Origin of the sequence: Microvirga sesbaniae, assembly GCF_025460805.1 — a bacterium.
Taxonomy (GTDB): domain Bacteria; phylum Pseudomonadota; class Alphaproteobacteria; order Rhizobiales; family Beijerinckiaceae; genus Microvirga; species Microvirga sesbaniae.
This window is the reverse complement of record NZ_JAMXFJ010000054.1, coordinates 1-22747: the sequence shown is the minus strand read 5'-3', so window position 1 is coordinate 22747 and position 22747 is coordinate 1. Positions and strand designations below refer to the sequence as shown.

The 22747-nt window shown below is 60.5% G+C and carries 22 protein-coding genes; 6 read left to right on the top strand and 16 right to left on the bottom strand.

All coding sequences use genetic code 11. The features are described 5' to 3' along the window. Positions 1–407: 407 nt before the first annotated feature. Positions 408–3290, bottom strand: coding sequence for a DEAD/DEAH box helicase (locus tag OCW50_RS30430; protein ID WP_262300180.1), 2883 nt, complete (start codon positions 3288–3290; stop codon positions 408–410). Between the two features lie 207 nt (positions 3291–3497). Here OCW50_RS30430 and OCW50_RS30425 point away from each other — a divergent pair, with 207 nt between their 5' ends. Beyond that, on the top strand, positions 3498–4151 hold the full coding sequence (locus OCW50_RS30425; RefSeq protein ID WP_262300179.1) for an SOS response-associated peptidase: 654 nt from the start codon (positions 3498–3500) through the stop codon (positions 4149–4151). Between the two features lie 167 nt (positions 4152–4318). Here OCW50_RS30425 and OCW50_RS30415 read toward each other — a convergent pair whose 3' ends face one another. The 3 genes from OCW50_RS30415 to OCW50_RS30405 all read right to left on the bottom strand — a co-directional run bounded on the left by OCW50_RS30415 (position 4319) and on the right by OCW50_RS30405 (position 5987). Further along, positions 4319–4525, bottom strand: a complete 207-nt coding sequence (locus tag OCW50_RS30415) for a hypothetical protein (protein WP_262300178.1) — start codon at positions 4523–4525, stop codon at positions 4319–4321. Between the two features lie 214 nt (positions 4526–4739). Next, positions 4740–4871 carry a ParB N-terminal domain-containing protein gene (locus OCW50_RS33700; protein ID WP_262300177.1) on the bottom strand — a complete coding sequence of 44 codons (132 nt, stop codon included), beginning with the start codon at positions 4869–4871 and terminating at the stop codon, positions 4740–4742. Between the two features lie 129 nt (positions 4872–5000). After that, the gene (locus tag OCW50_RS30405; protein ID WP_262300176.1) at positions 5001–5987 is read right to left on the bottom strand and encodes a DMT family transporter; all 987 of its coding nucleotides are present in this window, start codon (positions 5985–5987) and stop codon (positions 5001–5003) included. 363 nt (positions 5988–6350) lie between these two features. On the opposite strand from OCW50_RS30405, the gene OCW50_RS30400 reads away from it, so the two are divergent. After that, positions 6351–6506: a DUF1127 domain-containing protein gene (locus OCW50_RS30400; protein WP_262300175.1), complete on the top strand. Its 156-nt coding sequence runs from the start codon at positions 6351–6353 to the stop codon at positions 6504–6506. Between the two features lie 1624 nt (positions 6507–8130). Here the strand turns inward: OCW50_RS30400 and minD are convergent. Together minD and OCW50_RS30390 are read right to left on the bottom strand one after the other, a co-directional pair. Beyond that, positions 8131–8994 (bottom strand): septum site-determining protein MinD, encoded by an 864-nt coding sequence (gene minD / locus OCW50_RS30395; protein ID WP_262300174.1) that lies wholly within the window; start codon positions 8992–8994, stop codon positions 8131–8133. Positions 8995–9655: 661 nt separating this feature from the next. After that, positions 9656–10402 (bottom strand): Crp/Fnr family transcriptional regulator, encoded by a 747-nt coding sequence (locus OCW50_RS30390; RefSeq protein ID WP_262300173.1) that lies wholly within the window; start codon positions 10400–10402, stop codon positions 9656–9658. 294 nt (positions 10403–10696) lie between these two features. Here OCW50_RS30390 and OCW50_RS30385 point away from each other — a divergent pair, with 294 nt between their 5' ends. Further along, complete coding sequence (locus tag OCW50_RS30385) at positions 10697–11035, top strand: hypothetical protein (RefSeq protein ID WP_262300172.1); 339 nt, start codon at positions 10697–10699, stop codon at positions 11033–11035. Positions 11036–11502: 467 nt separating this feature from the next. Here the strand turns inward: OCW50_RS30385 and OCW50_RS30380 are convergent, their stop codons facing one another. Next, positions 11503–11685 (bottom strand): hypothetical protein, encoded by a 183-nt coding sequence (locus tag OCW50_RS30380; RefSeq protein ID WP_262300171.1) that lies wholly within the window; start codon positions 11683–11685, stop codon positions 11503–11505. Positions 11686–12209: 524 nt separating this feature from the next. Here OCW50_RS30380 and OCW50_RS30375 point away from each other — a divergent pair. Continuing rightward, on the top strand, positions 12210–12605 hold the full coding sequence (locus OCW50_RS30375) for an HAD-IA family hydrolase (RefSeq protein WP_262300170.1): 396 nt from the start codon (positions 12210–12212) through the stop codon (positions 12603–12605). 296 nt (positions 12606–12901) lie between these two features. Here OCW50_RS30375 and OCW50_RS30370 read toward each other — a convergent pair whose 3' ends face one another. Beyond that, positions 12902–13828: a LysR family transcriptional regulator gene (locus OCW50_RS30370; RefSeq protein WP_262300169.1), complete on the bottom strand. Its 927-nt coding sequence runs from the start codon at positions 13826–13828 to the stop codon at positions 12902–12904. Positions 13829–13947: 119 nt separating this feature from the next. On the opposite strand from OCW50_RS30370, the gene OCW50_RS30365 reads away from it, so the two are divergent. After that, positions 13948–14982: an aldo/keto reductase gene (locus tag OCW50_RS30365; RefSeq protein ID WP_262300168.1), complete on the top strand. Its 1035-nt coding sequence runs from the start codon at positions 13948–13950 to the stop codon at positions 14980–14982. A 405-nt stretch (positions 14983–15387) separates the two neighbouring features. Here the strand turns inward: OCW50_RS30365 and OCW50_RS30360 are convergent, their stop codons facing one another. The 7 genes from OCW50_RS30360 to OCW50_RS30330 all read right to left on the bottom strand — a co-directional run bounded on the left by OCW50_RS30360 (position 15388) and on the right by OCW50_RS30330 (position 21535). After that, the gene (locus tag OCW50_RS30360; protein WP_262300167.1) at positions 15388–15954 is read right to left on the bottom strand and encodes a carboxymuconolactone decarboxylase family protein; all 567 of its coding nucleotides are present in this window, start codon (positions 15952–15954) and stop codon (positions 15388–15390) included. 17 nt (positions 15955–15971) lie between these two features. Continuing rightward, positions 15972–16889 (bottom strand): branched-chain amino acid ABC transporter permease, encoded by a 918-nt coding sequence (locus OCW50_RS30355; protein ID WP_262300166.1) that lies wholly within the window; start codon positions 16887–16889, stop codon positions 15972–15974. Next, positions 16886–17746, bottom strand: a complete 861-nt coding sequence (locus tag OCW50_RS30350; protein ID WP_262300165.1) for a branched-chain amino acid ABC transporter permease — start codon at positions 17744–17746, stop codon at positions 16886–16888. The genes OCW50_RS30355 and OCW50_RS30350 overlap by 4 nt, the downstream gene beginning before the upstream one ends. After that, positions 17746–18477, bottom strand: coding sequence for an ABC transporter ATP-binding protein (locus OCW50_RS30345; protein ID WP_262300164.1), 732 nt, complete (start codon positions 18475–18477; stop codon positions 17746–17748). The genes OCW50_RS30350 and OCW50_RS30345 overlap by 1 nt, the downstream gene beginning before the upstream one ends. Next, positions 18474–19229, bottom strand: a complete 756-nt coding sequence (locus tag OCW50_RS30340) for an ABC transporter ATP-binding protein (RefSeq protein ID WP_262300163.1) — start codon at positions 19227–19229, stop codon at positions 18474–18476. The genes OCW50_RS30345 and OCW50_RS30340 overlap by 4 nt, the downstream gene beginning before the upstream one ends. 3 nt (positions 19230–19232) lie before the next feature. Beyond that, a complete protein-coding gene (locus OCW50_RS30335) occupies positions 19233–20453 on the bottom strand; it encodes an ABC transporter substrate-binding protein (RefSeq protein ID WP_262300162.1) in 1221 nt (406 codons plus the stop codon). 404 nt (positions 20454–20857) lie between these two features. Then, positions 20858–21535, bottom strand: coding sequence for a CYTH domain-containing protein (locus OCW50_RS30330; protein WP_262300161.1), 678 nt, complete (start codon positions 21533–21535; stop codon positions 20858–20860). A 274-nt stretch (positions 21536–21809) separates the two neighbouring features. On the opposite strand from OCW50_RS30330, the gene OCW50_RS30325 reads away from it, so the two are divergent. After that, entirely contained in the window at positions 21810–22310 is a 501-nt protein-coding gene (locus tag OCW50_RS30325) for a hypothetical protein (protein ID WP_262300160.1), read from the top strand. 72 nt (positions 22311–22382) lie between these two features. Here OCW50_RS30325 and OCW50_RS30320 read toward each other — a convergent pair. Continuing rightward, the coding region (locus OCW50_RS30320; RefSeq protein WP_262300159.1) for a cupin domain-containing protein at positions 22383–22747 on the bottom strand (365 nt) is incomplete at its 5' end.

The following is a 22747-nucleotide window of genomic DNA, read 5'->3' as shown; positions in this document are numbered from 1 at the left end:
GAACGGAACGAAATGGGCTGAGACATGCGAAAAAGCATGATCGTACTCGGCGGCGGCCTCCCGCCTAAATGCCAGTTCATCGGTCATCTGCAGCGCCCTGCCGCGATGGCCTAGGATAGGCTCCGCGGCGCCGCAAGTACAGGCGCGGGCCGCAAGCGCCTATTAGCAACACCGAGATATTACGTTCCATCGGGTTCTTACCATCAGCGCTCTAGGTTGGGATTAGCGGCCTACACCGATTGTTAAGCCTGGCCGGTCCAAATTGCCTGCAACGGGCGCGTTGCGTATCAGCCCGAACATTCTCCATAGCCCTAATGCTTGGAGTTGGCCCTGGCCGAGATCCCTTACACTCTCGGCTGGGGCTTTCTCGTTCGATACAGCGGGTCCTATTTGAAGCATGCTGGCTGTCACGAAGCTAGGGATGTCGGCTTCTGGGAGCGCAAGTATGCATCCCGATTCTTCTTGAAGGTTGCTGCCTTCTCCAGATCCTTCAGGACCTTCTTCTGAGCTGGCACCTGTCGCTGGGCGTATCGAGCACAAAGCCGGGGTAGTGAGAACGGGACTGTGACGTCTGTCCGGTTCTTCTGAATGGCGTCCTGGATGAGTTCAACCTGCTCCCCTGGCGTGGGCACCCCACCTTCCTCTCCCAAGAGCAGCAAGAGGTTCATCACGGCTGAAGGCATTGCTCTGATGAGTTCCTTCCCGGGCTTCGCAGCCGCGATCTCGAGATACTCGGTTCGTGCGAGGGTAATCGTCAGCGTGTGGTCCTTGCTCACGGGTCCATCGGCGAGGTCGGTGAGGTAGTCCCGGAAACTCTGCTCCCGCGCACGCGCTGCATCGTCATGGCGGCCGAACCCTGCCTTTTGTCGGATCCACTGCTCGCTCGGACCTTTCGGGCCGACCGCAACGATGGAGGATTTGATCAGGCCCTCGGCGAGGCTCGGGCGGAGTTGCTCTTCCTTCTCAGGGTTGTCGATGATGAAGAATCGCACGTTCGTGTTCGCCACGATGGCCTTGATTTCGGGCAGCACGCTCGGGTCGAAGGTCGTGACGGAAAAAGCCGTCGGCTTCCCTCCAAACGCATAGGGGTAGAGGTCGGCGAACCGCTGGCGCAGCCGGCAATAGGCGGCGAGAAGATCGCGCCTTTGTGGGGTGAGTTGGTTGGGCCGATCCAGAACAATCGAGCGGAGGTCCGGCCGCAGGCTGTGAGCGCCTGTTGCCCGCTCGACCAGACGGACGGCAGCGACATTGAGCAACCGGGCGAGGAGGCCTGCCTTATCCTTCAGGAGATCGATGGCGGCCGACATCTGGGTGGCATTGGCCGGTGCTGCAAATCCGGTAAGCCACGGGAGTGCGAGAGGCCGCGCCTGCTGCAGGCTCGTGAGGAACCTGCGCTGCTTGTCGGTGGGGCTGGCGCTCTCGTAGTCGCCGTCGTGCCGGATACCAACGAAGGCCACGTACTTGCGAGCAATGTCCTGGGTCTTGCAGAGAAAGGCCTGCTGCGCCCCTGTCCGTTCGTCGTGGGTGGCAACCAGCCAGCGCGGGAGATCCGGTGCGGCCTCCTCATCGTAGAGACCAAACTCTTTGAGGTCACAGAACAGCGCTACGCGGCTGGAGAACTTTTTAGTTTCGGAGTCATAGCGGCGCATACCCGTCGTCATAAGGCCCGCCGCAAAGGGCTTCGGCACCGGAAGGGTGTCCTCCTCGCCAATCTCCATCGTGGGGTCGAGCGCGTCATCGTACTGCTCGCTATCCCCCTCGCCCATCCGAAGACGGATCTGCCGCTGGCGCTCCTCGATCTGCTCGCGAAGGCTGGGATCCTTGTCGAACCATGCCTCGAACTGCTCCCGGATCGGAGCGGCCAGCCCGCGGACCTGACGCCGACAGCGCTCCGGATGGTTCCGGCGCATGGCGTCGATGTCGCTGAAGATGCGCAGGATGGAATTGCCGACGTCGACGAAGACTTGATGCGTCTTCCCAGACGCCTTATGAGCCCGTTCTCCTCGCCCACTGATCTGCTTCACCGGTCCGATGGATCGCTCCTGACAGGCCAGGATATTGAGGTCGGTCTGTGGAACATCGGTCCCAACACCCAGAGCATTCACGTTGACCAGAAGGTCGAAGCCGCCGGCACGGGCAGCATCCAGGAGATCATCGCGCTTGATCTTGCGACCGGGCTCCTCACCCTCCTTCAACCCTGCCTCGGCGCCGTTGCGCCAGACGCGGATTTCCCCGGCCACGACAAAGGCCACACGGGGCTTCTCCGCTTCCCTATCGTGACCGGGAGGGAGGATTTCCTGAGCCAGATAGCCAGAGAGCTCCTTAGCGAACTCGACGCTGTCGCAATGGATCATGGCCAGGGTAGCGCTGGCTGCACACTTGGCCCAGATCCGGGTTACGGCTGCCACGATGAGAGCGGCGATCGCCTTGTCGCCCTCGCTTGCTCCCTCCTTGAAGAATCGTGAGAACGCCTGCTGGGAGGCTTGGTCGACCGATTTGTTCTCGGCCAGAAGCGCGAGGAAGGCGCTCTCGATGAGCCGGACGGCGTCGGTGCCGAGATGAGCCTCAAATTCTCCGGTCGCAATGTCAAACTTGGTGGGGACAGTGCGGCCCGTCGCCAGGACCTCGTCATAGGTGGCAACGTCGATCAGGTCGTGCTCAATGCTGGCGCCGAAGGCGTCCAGCGGGTCTTTGCCATCGGTCCGGAATGGTGTGGCGGTCAGAACAATGCCAGAGCCGCCGGCATGGGCGATGCGGGAGAGAACCTGGGCGAGTTCCTCGGCCGCGGCCTTGTGGCCCTCGTCGATGAGGACCACCCCTCCCCTTTTACCGAAGCGATCGAGAGAGCGCAGGAATTCCTCATCATCGAGCTTGTTGACGAGGGACATGTTCGTGGCGGGGATGACATCCGCGTCGAGCGAGTTCCGGACCATCGGCTGTTCGCCAATGACCTCGTTCTTGGCGACGTAGAACGCGGTCTGCGCACCTTTCACCACAGGAACGCTCTGAAACTGGGCGTAGTTCTGGCGCAGCAGGGAAACGTCGGGGTGCAGCACGAGGATCGGCTTACCCAGATCGATGGCGTCCTCGGCAGCACCGGCGGCTAGAAGGCTTTTCCCGCTGCCAGTGGGCGCAAGCACCGCGCCAGAGCGTCCGCGCCGAATTGCCTCTCGGACTGATGCAGCGATCCTGGCCTGATAGGGCTCGGCCTGCTTATCCCCGATCCGGCGGCTGAGGTCCAAAACGGAGGTTCGAGGCAATGTATCGGCAGAGTTGGTGATTGGCCGCATCGGTCAAAGATCTGAAATTCAATGGGGAGAACGAGTGAAGGGCCGGACCGTTCATGCGCAATGATTCGCAAATCAAAACGCGGTCTGCCGATTGCCGTGATTATACGCTGAAGGGTTGCGCGGGGCAGCGCTTATTGTCACGTTGGGTGCAGACAAATGCTCCAGGATGAGACGAACGCCCGGATGCCAAGACGGAAGGTTCCACCCGTGTGCAATCTCTATAGCTCGTACGCAACACAGGCCTCGATGCGGCAGGCCTTCGATGTAGCCCGCGATAGTGCAGGCAACCTCCCTCCTTTGCCAGCCATCTTTCCAGACCAGATGGCGCCGGTCATCAGAAATCATGGTGGCGAGCGCGAGCTGATCCAGATGCGCTGGGGCTTCCCGCCTCCCCCGAAGGTCGGGAACCATCCGGTGACGAACGTGCGTAATGTCGGCTCCCCGTTCTGGCGTGCCTGGCTCAAGCCCCAGTACCGCGCGCTTGTACCATTGACCAGTTTCAGCGAGTACAAAGATACGAAACCTCGTAAAACTCCGGTGTGGTTTGCTCTGAATGAGGATCGTCCCCTTGCCGCATTTGCTGGCATTTGGCGGCCGTGGACCGGCGTACGTGGAACGAAGGCTGATCCTGTCGAAGGTGAACACCTGCTCTATTCATTTCTGACATCGGAGCCGAATGGCGTGGTGGGACCGATCCATCCGAAAGCGATGCCGGTCATCCTGACCACGCCTGAGGAATATGACGTCTGGCTCAATGCTCCGGCTGAAGAGGCACTGAAACTTCAGAGACCCCTACCCGATGAAATGCTGCAAATTGTTGCGGAGGGGGAAAAATCAGACCAAGCCAAGGCACCGGATTGAGCGATCCCCGCCAAGGCCGGAGTGTGCGGCGCACCCGACGTCAACGAGCAGAATGAGGGCGCGAGATCCTTCTACAGGCGCATGGGATTTCGGGAGGTAGGCCGATCCGAGCGGGATGATCATGGCCGTGCATTTCCCATCATCCACTTGATCCTGGAGGGCTAGTCTCAGGCCCTTGCCCGGGCTGCCAACGTCCTGCGCCATTCCATGGCAGCCACGTGTCTGCGCCACCTCATCACCGGCACCAGGATCGTCACGAGGATCACCAAGACGGCTGATCCGATCCACGGGTGCAACTCGCGTGCGGTGACGAGGGATTGCAGCTCCAACAGAATATCGGTTGCTGGTTGAAGCATCTCGAACAGATTGATCATCGTGGCCTTGATTCTGGCTGCGCTCAGGGCGGTTTTGCACCTATTTGCCTCCAGGGCAGCCTTAGGCGGTCAATCTGCACCCATTGCTGCGTTGGAAGATGATGCTTGTCCACCCCTACACGCGTGCTCGCCCCATCAGCGACGATGCGGGCGGTATAGTTAACGACGGATTAAGGACGCCGGCCAAACGAGGCGCGCCTCAGTGCCGACGGGTCTACACAAAGTAGGCTGAAACGGTGGTCTCTCCGAGAGCTTTGCACGCCTCCAGCCGATGGAACCCCTCTCCTAGGACAAACCGCTTCCCATCAGGCCGCACGAGAATGGGGGGCTCCTGACCCTTCTCCATCACGCTCTAGGCCAACGCCTCAACCTTCTGCGCGTCCAGGGGGTGCCGCCGCTTTACGGGCACATAGACGTCCTGGCGGACCCAAGCAGCATCCTTAGGCAAGCTCTTGCATCGAACCTGGTGAGCCCCTTAAGGCCGGCGGATCCCGGCAGCCGCAAGCCTCGCCTCCCGGGCTCTGATGCGCTCTCGGTGGGCCGTGTAGAGACCGCTCGCTGCGATGACGAGCCCGCCGACGAGCGTCATGGCTCCCGGCACAGTGCCGAAGACGGCAAAGCCGAGCAGCCCGGCAAACAGGAGTTGGGTGTAGGAAAACGGGGCAATAGTCGACACGGCAGCCTTGCGGTAGGCGAGGATGATGAGCCAATGACCCATGGTCGAGCAGGCCCCCATCAAGACGGCAACGCCCAACTCGCCAGCGGCAGGCGTGCGCCAGTGGAACGGCACGAAGGCGGTGAGGGCGAGCAGCCCGATGATAGCTGACCATGCCAAGGTCGCCTCAGGCCTCTCAGAGCTCATCAGGCGAGTGGCGATGGCGGCCACGGCCCAGGCGAGCGCGGCGCCGATCGGCAGCAGGGCGGCCGTCTGGAAGGCCGAGCCACCAGGCTGGACAACAAGCATCACGCCAAGGAAGCCCATTGCTGCCGCGGCCCAGCGTCGGATACCCACTGTCTCGCCCAAAAGCGGGATCGACAGCGCGGTGATGAAGATCGGTGAGATGAAGTTGATCGCCGTCGCCTCAGCGACCGGGAGGTAGCCGAGGCCGAGGATGAAAAGCACGGCCGATCCGGCAACCGCCAGCGCCCGGATGACCTGCAGGCGCAAGCGTGGCGTGTGCATCGCTCTTGGCCCTCGCAAGATGAAGACCGTCGGAATGACCACCAAGCAGAACACAACGTAGCGCAGCCATGTGACCTCGATCGCAGGCAGTGTGCCGGTCAGGACCTTCGCAGCGACATCGCCCATGGCAAAGAACGCGGTCGACAGAAGTGCCAGACTAATGGCGGTGACGGTTGCATCCCTGGCAGGCGTGGCGCTCACCGCGGCTGGGATCGCTGGGATCTTGTTGTCGATGGACGGACAATCCGCGGCGGCGGAGACTGAGGGAGGAGGGCTCATGATAGCTCGGGGGATCTCGGCGCAAACAGAGGCTTCACGCGCTCTCTTGAGCCAGAACGATGAGCCGGGATCCCTGAATCTTGTGTGAACTGGCCGGCGATCCTCGCGTGGGACACCCCCGCGTCACACGCATGGGAGGGAGACCTGTCAGCATCTTGCGCGCAAGCTCATCGTCCAGCCGTCGGATAGCCGGTCTATGCCCTGACAGCAAGACGCTCGCCGATCTTTGGCTTAGTCATGCAGTATAAGCATGTCTCATCTGCCGGATTCGCCCTTCTTTTGTGCGGCGCACAGGAGTATTTGTGCATTGCAAGGCAGGGACGCAGGCCGCAGCTGAATGGCCGGCAAGTTCAGGAGCATCCCATGTTCGTTTCCTACATTCTCGCTAAGGTTCAGGCCTACTTCCGCTATCGTGAGACCGTGCGCGAGCTGTCGCTGCTCTCCGACCGCGAGCTCACCGATCTTGGCATCGCGCGTTTCCAGATCGACAGCATTGCTCGTCAGGGTGCTACTGCCTGACATCAGCTGCATTGCAGCAACTGCCCTCGCCCGCCGCTCGCGGGCGTTTGCGTTTTATATGGCTTGTACAGTCAGCCGGTTCAAAGACCCGCTTACGAATGCCGGCGCTAGCCGTACGACCACAGAGGTGAGTTCCTATCTGTCGCTTTCCCGTGGGGGCAACTACGGGCCAAAGGCCGCGTCTTGATCTATCGACCAGATCGGCGCGGCCTTTTCCGTAATCGCTGCTCGGTCAGAGTACCCAGGCTGATCTGCGGATGAGGGTGATCCAAAACATGCTCGCCTCTTTGACACTGCTGCTGTCGCGACAGGTGGGTCAGCCAACGAGAACGTTGGAGTTTGCCAAAGCGGGTTTTCGGCAATGCAGAACGTCCGACTTGCCGATGAGAACTGCGCCATCGGGTCCATTATCCTGATGTGATAGCATGAGCAGCACGTCTCAGTGACTCGCCCAACGAAAGTTGGAATGCTCCGCCATCGGCTTTTCGCTAAAAAGCGCTGCACTGGATTTGGAGCACCGGCACAAAAAAGCCGGGCTCGAGGCCCGGCCAAAGTAGAGGTCCGACAAAAGTCAAATCCTTCCAGAGGGAACGGCTGAGACGACAGCGCCGGGAGGAAAAGGCGGTGCCGTCTTCAAATCAGCCGCTGCTGATATCGACAGCATTGCGCTTATCTGCGATGCAGCATGCCTCATGAAGGGGCTGCAGTGAGAACATGGGTTGGCTATCTGTCGCGGATGCTGATCCCGTCAGGAGCATCTCTACCCCATCAAAGCCTCGGCTTCTGCTCACCCTATCGAGACGCTGGATGGAGGCGCCGCTTCCAACGCTCAGAGCGTGGAAGTTGCGCGGCTTCGGCCAGTCGCTTCGTCCGCCTGCGCTGAATCGCTGCCGCTGGCGGCAGCATCGAAGCCTCAAGTTCCACTGGCTCTGGCACCCGCTCCAGTTGTGATGCTGATTCAGGCTGCATCACCCGTTCAACGGCTCTGGGATTCTTCCTCCGAGGCTTCCGCCCCTTCTTGGAACGTTCACCCGGCGCTGCCTGAAACTCGTGGATGGGCGCCTTATCCTCGCTAGCGGCAGATGTGTCAGCCTGTGACACCGCTCCAACGATTACCCGCACAGCCAAGGGTGGCTCTACTGGGGCCTCTGATGAGGCTGCAGGCCAATCGAGTTCCATCTGCTCCTGATTGTCTTCCTGTAAAGAACGCTGGCGGCTGACAGGCTCCGGGCTGTCCCAAATAGGCTCGACGATGCTCGGCAGAATGCGAGGAGCAGGAACTGACTCGTCCATCACTTGAGCGTCTTCCTTCTGGAAAATCCCGGTAGCCTCAACCAAGGTCAGCTCAAACAGGCGCCTTGGCGGGAGGTGAGGACGCTGACCCTGAACGCGGGACTTTTTGATTTCGACCGAAAATGATTTGGTGTTCCGCTTCATCTCATATGCTGACTATGAACTGGGAATAACAGTGACCTAAGATCTTGCGTGCCTGACGTCAACCTTAAGGCCGCACGTGACTTTCATCTCAGCGTTTCGTGAATCACCAGAGCTTGAGAATTTTTTCTGGGCAAATACTTCTCCCAAACAGGATCAGATCTCGCTCTTGTGGTAGAAGCCCATAGGTCTATGCAGCTCGTCGGGTGAACAGCCTGTGCAACAGGCGGGGCTTATCACGCGAGACAACAATTCCGGTACCCTCTCCCTTCAGGCGCCGCGCCGCCTCAAGGTAGGCCTGAGCCGGTGCACTGCCAGGACTGCCCAGAGTGACAGGCGCTCCGACATTCGAGCTCAGCAGCACTTCCCCGCTCTCCGGCACGATACCCAGCAGCGGAATGGACAGGATCTCCTGCACATCCTCTACCTTCATGATCTCGCCGCGCCTGGCACGAATGGGATCATAGCGGGTGAGAAGCAGATGCTTGTCGATGCGCTGGCCGCTTTCGGCTTTGGCTGTCTTGGCGTCGAGCATGCCGATGATCCGATCGGCGTCGCGGATTGAGGACACCTCCGGGTTCACCACGACAACAGCGACATCGGCGTGCCGCATCGCCAGAGTGGCTCCTTTCTCGATGCCAGCCGGGCTATCGCAAATAACCCAGTCGAACTGCGTGCGTAGATCGGCAACGATTCGTGCGACTCCCTCTTCGGTCAAACTGTCCTTGTCGCGACTCTGCGAGGCCGGCAGGAGAGCGAGCGTGTCCAGGCGTTTGTCCCGGATGAGCGCCTGGGAGAGCCTGGCCTCGCCTTTGATGACATTGATCAGGTCAAAAACCACCCTCCGCTCGGCACCCATCACGAGGTCGAGGTTGCGCAAGCCGACATCAAAGTCGACGACCACCACCTTCTGCCCGTTCTGAGCGAGGGCTGCGCCCAACGCCGCCGTGGAGGTTGTTTTGCCGACGCCACCTTTGCCGGAGGTCACCACCAGCACCCTGACCTGCCTGGCCTTTGCCTTGATATGCTTCTGCTTTGGTCTGGGTTTCTTCATCGCTGGCAATTCTCCAGAGAAACCGTGAGGAGCCACGGCACCCACGCAGGCACATGCGTGATCGAGAGGCAGCAATACGCGATGACGATGAAAGGCACTGGAGCAGTGCCAGCCTTACCTCTCGTAGTCTCCTCATTCGGCGCCTGAGATGGTTACCAAATGATTAACCGATCGAAATAAGGGCGCAGTACAGCCCCCAGGAGGCTTGTTAGCGATCCGTTAACCCTATTGCCGCGACCATGCTCTGGCTGATCCGCTGGGTTGCGGATCAGCCCTCACCTCCAAAGCAGTCGGGGCGCGGATGAACCGCCTCGATCTGCTTTGGGGATGTGAGCGTCCCGTGCAGTAACTGTCTCGTAACCACAACTCCAATTACCCTTGATCGAAACCGCGGGCACGGCGTTGGTCCTGTGTCTGAACGAGAGAGAACTGCCATATGACCATTCTCGATCCGATCACCGGGAACCTCGTCACCATTGATACGTCGAGCAGACCCCGTCGCTGAACTTCGCATGCGCCAGGAGCTGGTGATGAAACGATCCTCAGAACGCCGGGCGAGACGCTGGGTCATTCAAGAGCTGACCCGCAGCCTCCATCAGTTGCCCGGCATCATAGCCTGGGCAGAAGAAGCTCGCGGTGGGTCAGACAACGAGTTGGGTCTTCAGCGCACGACAGCAGTGTAGGGTAGCAGGCGCACGAATACGTCGTGAACCGTCTGGTAGCACTCACACGAGACCTCTCTGAGAGCAGCCGGGTCTGTGAGGGCGATGCCGCCCCTGCTTTGCCTGACCAATCCAGCGGCCTGGAATTTCTTCATGATGGCACTGATCGTTGAGCGCTGGACCCCCATCCGGTCCGCCCAGAATTCGTGTGTGAGTGGGATGATCCCCTGATCAACCCGATGGCTCGTGCTCAGGATCAGGCGAGCACACCGCGCCTCCACGCTATGGATGGCGTTGCAGGCAACATTCTGGAGAACGCGCGCCATTTGAGCCTCCATGAAGTGGCGCATCAGGCGCTGGATGGCGGGGCGCGTGCTGATCACCTCGTGCATCTTAGCGATCTTGATCCGTGAGGCCGTGCCGGTGAGATGCACGACATAGTGTCCGAAAGCCTGATTGGTGACCGCTGCCCCTGTCAGACCCGTGACGCCCTCGCTGCCAAACACGGACATCTCGGCAGTGCGTCCGTCCTGCATGACAGCCATCAGCGAGATGATGACGTTGTGGGGAAAGTAGGCGTCGTAGAGGGGCTGACCCGCCTCGCAGAGCACCTGACCCTGCTGCAAGCTCACGATCTCCAGGTGCGGCTCCAGACAGGCAAAGTCTTCCGGCTCCAGAGCAGCCAGGAGCTTGTTCGCCCGATGCTCCCGGGCAGTCCCTGCATACAGAATATCAGCAGAATACATCCGTCATCTTGTCCCCTTGTGGGTTCTCAATGTTATGGAGCGTAGTCAAAGGCAAGGAATTTTCTTGCGGCTCACCCTGACGCAGAAAGTTCACGTCTCAACCAATCTGACTATCTTTAGCTTGGAACTGAAGGTACGGTGGGAATTCTGTGTCGCATTATGCTGTAGAAAGTTTGCCTAAACTTGGAGGCGAACTGCGATCAGCGCGATTGCAGTCGCCAGATCGTTCTGTTCTATCCAGGCGGGAGCGTGTGTTAGAGTTGCGCTCCAGAGAGCTGATCCGGGAGGCCGACAATGATCCGGGCTTCGTGCCACACCGCCGATAATGCATTCGCTCTCGAGTTCGATGCGACGCCGTGGTTTCTCGAGGCCGATCCGCAAAGCCTTCTGCACCTTGCCGCGCAAGGTTGGTCCAGCGTCTGGCTTGCCGACGCCCTGGAAACTCGGTCAGGCTATGAGAGGCTGCACCAGCTGGTCACGTATGCCGCGACCCGGCTTAGGGAGGAGTCTCTGGAGGATCCCACTTGGGATGCCCTCACCTGTGTCGTCGATGCATCCGAGGCCCAGGAATGGCTCGCAGAGAACCGGCCAGAGATTGTGTCCATGCTCGGGCGGCAACAGTCAGCGTCGTGAGCCATCCAAGGGACGAAAGTCGATCGTGCAGAGTTGTCTTCGTGTCCGGTCTGGCTTGGCCTTTAACGATGCTGTGGCCGATCGAGAACAGTCCTTTGAAAGCTTCAGCGATAACCCCAAGGGCGCATGTTTGGGGCTGTCTGGCGTGCGCTAGGGCCGCCTTGCAGGAACTTGTGAGAGGCTTGGCCGTTGGATTGATGAACCTTTGGTTCTCCCTCCGAAGCACTTGAGGGCCTGATCATCCTCCATCAGGCTCTTTTCTTTTGTTGGGCCATCTGGCCAGCGGATGTCTTCGCGACACGGGAGGCTCTGCTTTTCGCACACGATGAGCTCGACGCCGGCCACGTCCATGCCTTCGGAAGGATGTGCCGGGGGCGTTTGCCGAACAGGAGGCAGCCTAGACACGCATGCTGCCGGGTCGGACGGAGATCCACGCGGCGCAGCCCGTCCTTCGATACTGTGAAGGATCAAACGCTTGAGCGGGTGCTGGCCTGACGTCGTGCCTTGATTTCAGCATCGACCATGGCAATGGCGGTGCGAGCGTCACGACGAAAGGCTTCCTTCAAACGCTCAGGCTCCCTGTCCCACCCGCGTGCTTCGTCCTGCAGTGCGTAGAACGCCTTGGCGATATATTCGACGTCATCACCCATGAGAACCTCCCGAAGGCCTCACCCTCACGGCAGGAGCATGATCGATCCCGTATGGTTAATGCCCTCTCAACCGGCTGCAGACGAGAGCAGGGTGCCTCCTGGCCGGATCGCTGATCTCCCGGTTTGCTCAACGGAGCTCTCTGTCTACAACAAGATATCTGGCATGGCCCGCAGTCCCATCCGTGTTCTCCCGCACCGGTCAGACGCGGGGAGTGTGGTGTGCCCGCTTTGCAGGATCAGGATATTCGGACTTTGCGGCTACCGTGGAGTCTCGGTGAACAATTTACGGAACCTACACCCATGTGGCAGAGGGCTGAGAGCACTCCTCGGATAAGATCTTTTACCAAGCCGCGGAGTGAAGGCGCCGTTTCCAGCGCTCGTGGCGTGGGAGCTGAGCGGCTGCCCTCTGACGCTTGGTCAGTCTGCGACTGCTAGTCTTAGACTGCTGTTTCATCGGAATTGGTTCACCAACCTCTGGCCCGAGCGCGGACGAGATCGAACGGACCGCGGCCTCGCCGACGACCATGGGCCCGCACCCTGAGGTCCCGGCGGCGCTGCGCCGGCTGCGCGAGCGCTATAGGCTGATCATCTTCACCAATTCCGACGACGACCTGATCACCCGCACCGTGGCGCGCATGGGCGTGCCCTTCGATTACGTCATCACGGCCGAGCGGGCCCGAGCCTACAAGCCGTCGCGGCAGCTCTTTGAGTACGCCTACCACCGGATAGGTGTGACGCCGGACGAGACGGTACACGTGGCGATGGGAATGTACTGGGACATGAAGGCCCGCCACGAGCCGGGTCTGCGTGGTATCTGGGGGAATCGGCGGGGTGAGACCGGCAACCCCGACTGGCTGCCCTATGCGGAAATGTCGCACCCGGATAGAGCGGCTGCCTTGCTCCTCCCCCCGACACTCTGAAATGGCGCGGCGCTTCTTCAGCTCTGGGCCAGATATTCACGTTCCGGTCGCTCAATGAACGCAAGCAGTTGAGCGCTGAAGCGGACCAAGCTCTTTCGTCCGAGGCATGCTATGAGGCTCCCGTCCTCGTTCTTTCGGCGGGTTGTCCCATTACCATCTAAATCCGGAATGTGGGTTTCGGTGTGAGGACGCTCACTTCATGTTCTTGAGGAATGTGCTGATGAGCCGTTCGACGTCAAACACAACCGATACTCCAACTCCTGTCTGAGGCAACGAAGTGGACGTCCTACTCACGATCACCCCTCAGTAAAGCGCGGCGGCAACTCCAGTCCAGGGACATGCGCCAGACCTGCAAGAAGATGATCAACAAGAGCGTGGACCTCGCGGGGGACGAAACGCCTTGACGAATAGACCGCGTGCAGGTCTAGCGGGGGATAGGCATAGTCTTCCATCACTCGTACCAGTTCGCCGGATGTGAGCAGATCCTGAACCAGCGGCAGTTGCACGCCGCCGACACCGAGGCCCTTTCGAAGGGCCTCCAGGAGAACGTACGAGTTGTTGGCCCGAAAGCTTGATCTGACCTCAACCGTCACCGGCCCCTGAGGGCCGATCAGGGTCAGATGCTCGCCCGCTGCCGTCCAACTGAAGCGGACATGGTCGTGCCGCACCAACTCGTCGGGAGTTGCCGGACTGCCATGGGCTGCGACATAGCCCGGCGAAGCAGCGAGGATCCGGGATACGGATCCGAGCTTGCGCGCGACGAGACTTGCAGATCCGGGTGTTCCGAGGCGCAGCGCCACGTCCACACCTTCCTCAATCAAATCGGCAACGTGGTCGTCGAGGATCAGGTCGACCGTCAGACCTGGATGCCGACCGTGGAAGTCCACGATCAGCGGAGCCAGATATCTCTGGCCCAGTCCGCTGGGCGCCTGCACCCGCAGGCTGCCTTTGAGTTCGCTCGAGAGGCTGACGAGATCGTCCTCGACCTCCGCAACCTCATCCAGGATCTGCCGGGCGCGGGCAAGGTACGTCTCCCCGGCTGCCGTCAAGGTCAGCTTCCGCGTGCTGCGGTTGAGCAGACGCGTCCGGAGACGACGCTCGAGGCCCGTGATCTGCTGGCTCACGGCGGGCTGGGTGAGGCCGAGCTCACGGGCGGCGGCCGACAAGCTACCCAATTCCGCCACCCGCACGAAAGTGGCCATCGCCGTGAAGCGATCCATCATCATCCATCTCTAAGTTTTGCTTATGGATGATAGTAGAAGGCACCGCCTACGCAAAGATCCGCAAATAGCTCATGTCCTCCCCGGCGGCATGTTCACGCCGTTCACGACAGGAGTTCGACATGGAGTACAGACGACTGGGGGCATCCGGCCTGAAAGTTCCGGCTCTGAGTTTCGGGGCCGGCACCTTTGGCGGCCAAGGCCCTCTCTTTGGTGCCTGGGGCCAAACGGATGCACAGGAGGCGCGCCGGCTGATCGACATCTGTGTTGAGGCCGGGGTCACGCTGTTCGACACCGCCGACGTCTATTCCCATGGAGCCTCCGAGGAGGTCTTGGGCGCCGCCATCACCGGACGCCGTGATCGGGTGATGATCTCGACCAAGACGAGCCTGCCCCTGGGGGATGGACCGGACGAGGCAGGCTCCTCCCGCTCTCGTCTGATCCGGGCCTGCGAGGCAGCGCTCCGCCGGCTCGGCACCGACTACATCGACCTCCTGCAACTGCACGCCTTCGACGCAGGCACGCCTGTCGAGGAGGTGCTGGCGACGCTCGACGATCTCGTCCGGGCCGGTAAGGTGCGGTATGTCGGCGTCTCCAACTTCTCGGGCTGGCAGGTGATGAAGTCGCTCGCTGCGGCGGACAGGCATGGCTGGCCCCGCTACGTGGCCCACCAGGTCTACTACTCGCTGGTCGGGCGCGACTACGAATGGGAGCTCATGCCGCTCGGGCTTGATCAGGGAGTCGGAGCCCTGGTGTGGAGCCCGCTCGGTTGGGGACGGCTGACCGGGAAGATCCGGCGGGGGCAACCGCTACCGCAGGGCAGCCGGTTGCACGAAACCGCAGGCTTCGGTCCTCCGGTCGAAGACGAGCACCTGTTTCGGGTCGTGGACGCGCTGGATGGGATCGCGACCGAGACGGGCAAGACCATACCGCAGATCGCGATCAACTGGCTGCTGCAACGGCCGACGGTGTCGTCGGTCATCATCGGCGCCCGCAACGAGGAGCAGTTGCGCCAGAACCTGGGTGCCGTTGGCTGGACACTCACGCCTGAGCAACTGACGCGGCTGGATGCGGCCAGCACTGTCACGGCACCCTACCCGTACTTCCCTTACCGCCGCCAGGAAGGTTTCGCGCGATTGAACCCGCCGGCCGTCTGAGGATGCACGAAGCTCGAGGCAGACAACACTCCAGGTATTCGGATCAACGTTGACGGCCCTTTCTGCCTGTTGCTGGAACAGCCGCTCCAGCAGAAGATCCACCGCGTGGCTTCGCCTGGTGCAGCCCCGCCTCACCAGACAAAGGTCCGGTTGGGGTCAAAGTGTAACATTGAGTGCAATGGCAGCCTCATCCAACCAAATTGTCAGGTCGCCTCGTCGCCTCACCCCAGCCTCGTACTCAGGCCAGTTTCGAACCCGATACTTGGCTCTGAAGCGGGAATGGCGAGCACACTTGGGCATGGGCATAATGGAGCGGTGTGGCACGGGGTTTGTGACAGCGTACCGGATCAGCCCGATCCCTCCTACCTCCATGCACCAACGCCCTGTCTAGGAGAAATCGGCTTCCTAATTGGACGCGACCGACGGGACAGAACCGGATAAACTAGGCTCTTCCACAACCTCAACCTGTAATACATCGTTGAAGCGGTTGAAGGCACCACACAAGGCGATGCGCCAAGTGAGTTCGACAATCTGGGCCTCGCTGAAATGAGCCCGTAGCCGCTCAAACATCGCGTCACGGACGCGGTTCCAATTGCTGGTGACTGCAATGGAGTATTCCACCACCAGTTTATCAAGATCGGTCAACTCGGGGTGGTTCTGCCAGTCGAGGAGTGTCTGCGCGCCCTCACGCGAGATGCCCTCCACTTCAAGCTTGGGACCATGCTGCGCTACGCAGAAGTCGCATTGGTTCACCAGGGAGACCGCCACAATGGCTAACTCGAGATAGCGCTTCGGGAGCACGGCCTCCGTCGAAAGCTGTGTGAGCAACCGCCATGTATGCTCAAAAATCGGCAGCCGGTTGGCCATGACGCCAGCCTGGTTTTCAAAGGGGCCATAAGTCACCATGCGGTCCCAGAGTTCGCGCAGGTGCTCAGGCAGATCCTCTCGGGTTTTGACGGGTGCGCGTGCCATAAGGTGTCTCCAGGATGTCAGGTTGATGTAAAGGAACGGATTTCTGCTTCCGCAGAGCGGGGCTCTTTCCCGAAACCGTCCGGCTTGATGATGAGCAGAAGGACCAAGCCTGCTCCGACGAGGATCAGGCGAATTGCTGCAAGTTCGCTGCTACCGAGATGAGGCACCCAATCCACGAGGAACCTGCTGCCCTCCAGCACCAGGATGAGCGTGAAAGTGCTGATTAAGACACCACGATTGCTGCCGCGCCCGCCAATAACAACCGCCATGAACGCATAGGCAGTGATGATGGGGCTAAACTGCGTGGGATCAATATACGTGTAGTAGAAAGCGTGCAGACTTCCTGCAAGGCCGAGAATGGCTCCGCCGACTGCGAATACCTTGAATCGGACCGTCAGGACGGATTTTCCTAGGGCCTCAACCACAGCGGGATCCTCTCGGGTGGCTCGCACCAAGCGACCGAACGGCGAAAAGGCTAGAGCCTGCAGTGCACCATAGACGAGAGCCACGGCTATAAGCGTGAAGGCCAGGAGGGCCGTATCCGCCAGTTGTGCCGGTACTAGGCCCTGGAAAGGGCGCTCAATGCCGGCAATGCCGAGCGTGCCCCTGGTAAGCCATTCCTCATAACTGATGAAAAGGCGTAGACATTCCGCGAAGCCGAGCGTGACGATCGCCAGGTAATCCTCAGACAGCCGCACGGTGATCAGACTGACGAGCGCGCTGAGGAGCGCCACGCTGCACATGGCGCCTACAAGCGAGGCGAGTGGTGGCACGCCCTGCACGGTGAGCAGACCGCATATATACGCACCCAGCATATAAAAGCCGAACAAACCGAAGTTTACCAGCCCGCCCATTCCCCATTGCAGGTTGAGGGCCAATCCTGTGATGGCCGTAATGGCCACAAGCGTGAGAGTGGCAATGAGATAGGCTGTCATCTTGTGACCCAACGCGTTCCAAACAGGCCCCATGGCCGTACCAGCAGCAAAGTGGCCATGATGAGGAAGGCGACGATCATGCGATAGTGTGGCGGCATGACGAGGGTCGCCAACTCCTCGGCAATGCCGATCGTCAATGCGCCAGCCACCGCCGCCATAGGGCTTGCGATGCCACCAAGAATGGCAGCAGTGAAGACAGGCAACAGGTAATTCCACCCCATCTGTGGCTCAATGTTAGCATCGAGTCCGACCAGCACGCCGGCGATCGCAGTGAGCACACCCGAGATGATCCAGACGCTGGCCACCACTTGCCCTCGGCTAATGCCACGCACGGCTGCCAGATCAGGGTTGTCGGCGACCGCCCGCATGGCCCGTCCGAGGCGGGTCAGGCGGAAGATGATCCACACAAGCACCAACGCTGTCAGTACCGTGATGAGGATTGTGAGTTGTTCGTAATTAAGACGAAGGCCGCCGAACCGCAGAGGCCGTGCGACCGCAACGTCGAAGCTGCGCGGAGAATTGCCGGCAAAGAGCCGAACAAGGTTTTCGAGCGCGATTGCCACTCCCATGGAAGCGACCAGGAGCGTTACACCCGAGCGTTTGCGAAGGGGGCGGTATGCCAAGTAGTCGATGGCGACAACGAGCGTGGCAAGCCCAAGTGCACCGACGCTGGCCGCGATCCACAAAGGCCATCCGAACAGGACGTTAAACAGATAGACAAGATACGCGCCACAGGTGAGATATGAGCCGATCGCATAGTTGGCGAAACGCAGCACACTGAAGGATAGAGAGAGGGCGAGCGCCGGCAGCGACAGCAGCAGGCCGGTGACAGCGCCGTTGAGAAGGAGTTGCAGCATCAAGCTCCTCCCAGATAGAGCCGGCGTATGTTCTCATTGGCCAGGATATCCGCTGTGGGTGCGGCCAGACGCACCTGCCCGGCCACCAGCACCACACCGTTATCGGCCGCGCCCAGCCCCAAGCGGGTGTTCTGTTCGATTAGCAGCAGAGTGACTCCTGAATCGGCGATGCGGTGGATGATTTCAAACAGCAGTTCCGCATTGCGCGGGGAAAGACCAGCGGATGGTTCATCAAGCGCCAATACCGTCGGATCTGGCATCAGTGCAGCCGCCATAGCCACCATCTGCCGCTGCCCGCCGCTGAGATGCCCCGCTGTGGTACCGAGCTTCGGGCGGATCTCCGGGAACAATCTAAGCACCTCCTCCAACCGGCCGGCGAAGGCGAGACCTCCGCGTGGCGCAATGAACTCATGACCGATGCGCAGGTTCTCCAACACTGACATGTTGCGGAAGACATTGGCTTCCTGTGGCACATAGGTCAGGCCCCGTCGCGCTCGCTCCGACGCTCTAAGGGCCGTGACGTCCTGGCCGTTCAGCAGGATCTGGCCGGACAGAGGCCGCAACAGTCCAACAGCGGTTTTCATCAGGGTCGACTTGCCGGATCCGTTCGGCCCGATGACAACCTTTCGCTCGCCCTTGCGAAGCGTCATGCTAACCCCATGCAATATCGGCTGGCCACCATAGCCGGCATGGACGTCGCGCAATACGAGGCCTGTTGCGTCCTCGCTCATGGCTGGCTTCCCAGATAGGCCGAGGCCACTTGCGGATTGTTGACCACGTCGTCGAAACGCCCCTCCGTGAGCACCCTCCCCTCGGCCAGCACGTAGACGCGATCGCAGAGGGAGCGGATCATGTCCATGTTGTGCTCCACCATGCCGAAGCTCATGCCCTCCTGCTGCAGGGTGCGGATGAATTCGGTGATCTCGCCGATGCGGGTGGGGTTTACGCCAGCGCTAGGCTCGTCCAGCAGCACAATACGCGGGTCGAGCATCAGCGCACGGCAGAGCTCAAGTAGCTTCTTCTGCCCGCCCGAGAGCACTCCCGCGGGTGCATTGGCAAGACGCCAAAGGTCCACACGCGCCAGTAGGCTGCGGGCCTTCTCAATCGCAACTTCCTCGGCGGCCCGCATGGCCGAGCGGGAGAACAGGGCGCTGAACACCCCCTCGCTTGGAGCCTTGGGGCGCGCCAGCAGCACGTTCTCCAGCACACTGAGAGCCGCCAGTTCTCTCGAGAGCTGGAAGGTACGGGTCAATCCGTGTCGCGCCCGCCATGCAGGACCGTGTCGCGCCACGGACCGACCCTCGAGCAGCACCTCGCCCGAGGCGGTCTCCACGGCCCCGGCCAAAACACCGAACAGTGTCGACTTACCGGCGCCATTCGGACCGATGATTCCAGTCACCACTCCGGCTGGCAGTCGTACCGAAGCGCCATCCAACGCCTGGAAGCCCCCGAAGACGACCCGGACGTTCCGCGCTTCGAGCATGGGCTACCGGATCTCGCCGACGAGCTTACTTACCCCATTCTCAATCCGGAAATGGCCGTATGTCAGGTTGGTCTGATCGCCGTTGGGTGCGAAGCGGAAATCGGAGGCTGCACCTGAATAGCGGAAGGACTTCCCTTCACGAATAGCCTTCAGTGCTTCGGCCGGCTCACCGATGGACGGAGCATCCGCATTCACGAGTCCGGGGAACTCGCGTCCAAAATCGAGAGCATTGGTACTCTTCGCCTTCTCCATGGCCAGCGCCAGCATCACGATCTGGTCGAACACCTGCCCGCCGTAGGTCGCCACGGTGCCTTCAGGTTTGTTGACCTGCTTGAGATAGCGGCTATAGGCGGTGGATTTCGCTATCGGAACGTGCTGGGTGTGGACGATGCCCTCAGCCACCTCCTTACCGACGTTCTGAACAAATTTGCCGTTGCTGTCGGCCGCATTGCTATAAGCATAGATGGTGCTGTCATAGCCACTGCGGAATGTCTCTTTCGCAATGGCGCTGAGCTCATTCACGTAGGCTGCCACGAAGACGGCATCAGGCTCCTTCGAGAAGATCCGCTCGACCTCGACGCGGTAGGAGGGTTGATTGGGATTGAAAGCCACCTGGTCGAGTACCGTGCCACCAGCCTCGGTAAAGGCCTTACGGAACGGCTCGATCGTGCTGAGGGTGAAGGGAGTTTGCAGCACCATGATGGAAGCTGTCTTGATGCCATCCTTCGCCATGGCCTTGGCGAAGGCTGCCCCCCAATCCTTGCCATTTGTCTGGAAGCGCCACACAAGCCCCTTGTTTTCGCCTTGGGTGATTTCGTCGGCGGATCCGACTGTCGTGAGCGCCACACCCTTCTCAACCGCAATTGGCTTCACGGCCAGAACGACCGCGCTGCTCCACACGCCTGAGATAGCCACCACTTTGTCAACATCGATGAGCTTGCGGGCCGCTGCCACACCGGAGGTTGGAACCGACTCGTCATCCGCGGCCACGAGTTCGAGCTTCCGGCCCAGAACCCCACCCGCATCGTTGATGACCACGGCGGCAGCGCGGGCTGCCTCCTCTATCTCTTTGCCGTAGGGACCGCCGGTGCCGGTGAACGGAGCTAGGATTCCGATGCGGATGGGCTCCTCATTAGCCTGGGAGGAGTTGGAAAGTCCAAACGCTGAGGCGACCAGGAACGAAGCGGCGACAAAAACTCGGCGGGAAGGGCCAATCACGGGCATACTTAGCCTCCTGTATGGCTAGCGGCTCAATCCCGCATCCGGCGGGAAGCGCTGCTTGTTGCGCGAACGCGGATTAACAGTCTGCTCATGGCTCGTCGGAGACAGGCCCGAGTTAGCTAGAATGGGTCGGGTTGTATGTCAAACGTTTTGTTCGTTATTGAGAACGGGGGCCGTAAGATCGAAGGGCGTGATTAATTGGTATCTCCCCAACCAGACTGTTATGAGCGGCCGGTTCTAACCATTGAGCTACAGGCCCCACCCTCTTCCACCCGCTCAACATTGGCGGATGGCCCATGCCTCCCCTGACACAGGCACCCGCAGCTGATCAAGTCGCCAATGGTGCCCCCGCAGGCGGCCGAGCAGAAATCCTCTCAGATGTGAGTTCAACCGCCTTAAAGACACGATCAGCGCCGTTGCGGCTGCAACGAACGGGCGAGTTCCCGGATCACGCTATCCTCGATGTTGAGCCCATCGAGTTCTTGTTCAGCCTCTGGATCCAACGCAGGTTCGGATGTCTCGGGCACGCGCGACACCTCAGTTGGGTGCGGCTGGGGCTCACCAGACCGGTTGTCCAAGGCATCGAGCAGGCCGTGGAGTGCCTCATTCGTGATCTCGACCGCCGGAACAGGGGGCAGACCCGTGAGAGCCAGAGAGCGGACCTGATAGGCGGGTTCACTGGTGACCTCGGGACCAAACCAAGCCGGGTGCTGGAACTTGCGCGCCGTCTTGTCTTGTTTGAACGTGATGCTGATCAGATCGAGCGGTGTCGGAGTGACGAACCGCTGGATAGTGGTGCTATGTGACGCGATGGTCATTGGAATGCTCAGGTACTCAGCCTGTCCAGCGGTGAGCTCAAGCAGCGCCTCGGCTTGAGCCCGTGAGATCTCAGCCGGCTCCTCGCGCGGGCCGGTCGCATGATGAGCAATCAGGATGAGGTGACCGGAATCGCCCGAAACCTGCACATGGGCGCTCCGGTCGGACCGATCTGGGAAGAAGCCTTGTCGGACGAGATGGCCGCGCCTCTCCCTCTCGATCAGGCGAGCCAGAGCGGAGGCGAGCAGGAAGACACGGGTGGTGCTCATCAGGTCAATCCTCCGCAGCGGTACTGTTGGTCGAGCAACTCCTTCCAAGCTAGGGTTTAAGGATCGATCCGGGAAGGGATCGACGCTGCAGGATCAGGACGAACTTGGGTTTGGCAGGCTGGGTGAGCGTCCCGCACGGGTGTCCACTAAAGCTGAGGCGCATCCAATAAAACGGCGGTTTGTGCGAGCAATTGGCCCATTTTCCAATAAATTGGAGGAAAGAAGCGGCCTCCACGTTGGGATGCGTTGCTGCGGGACCCTGCCCAGATCATTCTTGTCTCCGACGCAGCGGAAACGCTGGCAAAGTTCTGACAAGCAGATGAGAGACGGACAGATGACCAGTTCAGCCGCAATGCCCATGATGGGCAACATGATGCCGGGGATGATGCCGATGATGGGCGGCATGATGCCGAACATGATGCCTCAGATGCAAATGCCCATGATGGGTGGAATGATGCCCCAGATGCCGATGGGCGGTATGATGCCAGGCATGATGCCGATGATGGGGGGCATGATGTCGCCCATGCAGATGGGTGGGATGATGCCGGGCATGATGTGCCGCATGTCCTGCGACATGGCCGCCGACGGTTCCATGACCTGCACCATGATGCCGATGGAAGGCATGTCCGCCGACATGTTCAAGATGTGCTGCGAGAACATGATGAGGATGATGGAGATGGGCATGCCCTGCATGATGATGTGCGGCGGCATGATGCTCGTTGGCATGAGCTCGGCCATGGGCTCGCAGACCAAGCCGATGAAGAAGAGCGCCTGAACAGGCCCTCTCTGAAAGGCGGAGCCGACCGTCGGGTGCGGCAGCGCCTACTCGGGGCGTAGGATCGAACGATCAGACCGTCTCGACGTAGGTCATCACCAGGTACATGATCGCCATTACGTGGCCGGGGTTCCGGTAGATGTGCGGAACGTCGGCCTGGAAAATGATCGAATCGTCCGCGTGAATACTGTAAACGGAGCCGTTGACCTCGATCTCTACATCGCCGACCACGACGGTCAGGTTCTCGATGGTGCCCGCCGCATGCGCAACGGCGTCCTCCTGTGACTGCGCGGCGAGGGTGAGCTTATAAAACTCGACCCGCCGCTCCGCTTCGAACGGAAACAACGCCCTTGAGGTGAAGCTCCCATCCGCTGACGTCAGGATTTTCGCACTCTTCGAACGCATGACAACCGTGCCGCTGCCAGTACTCGGGCTTG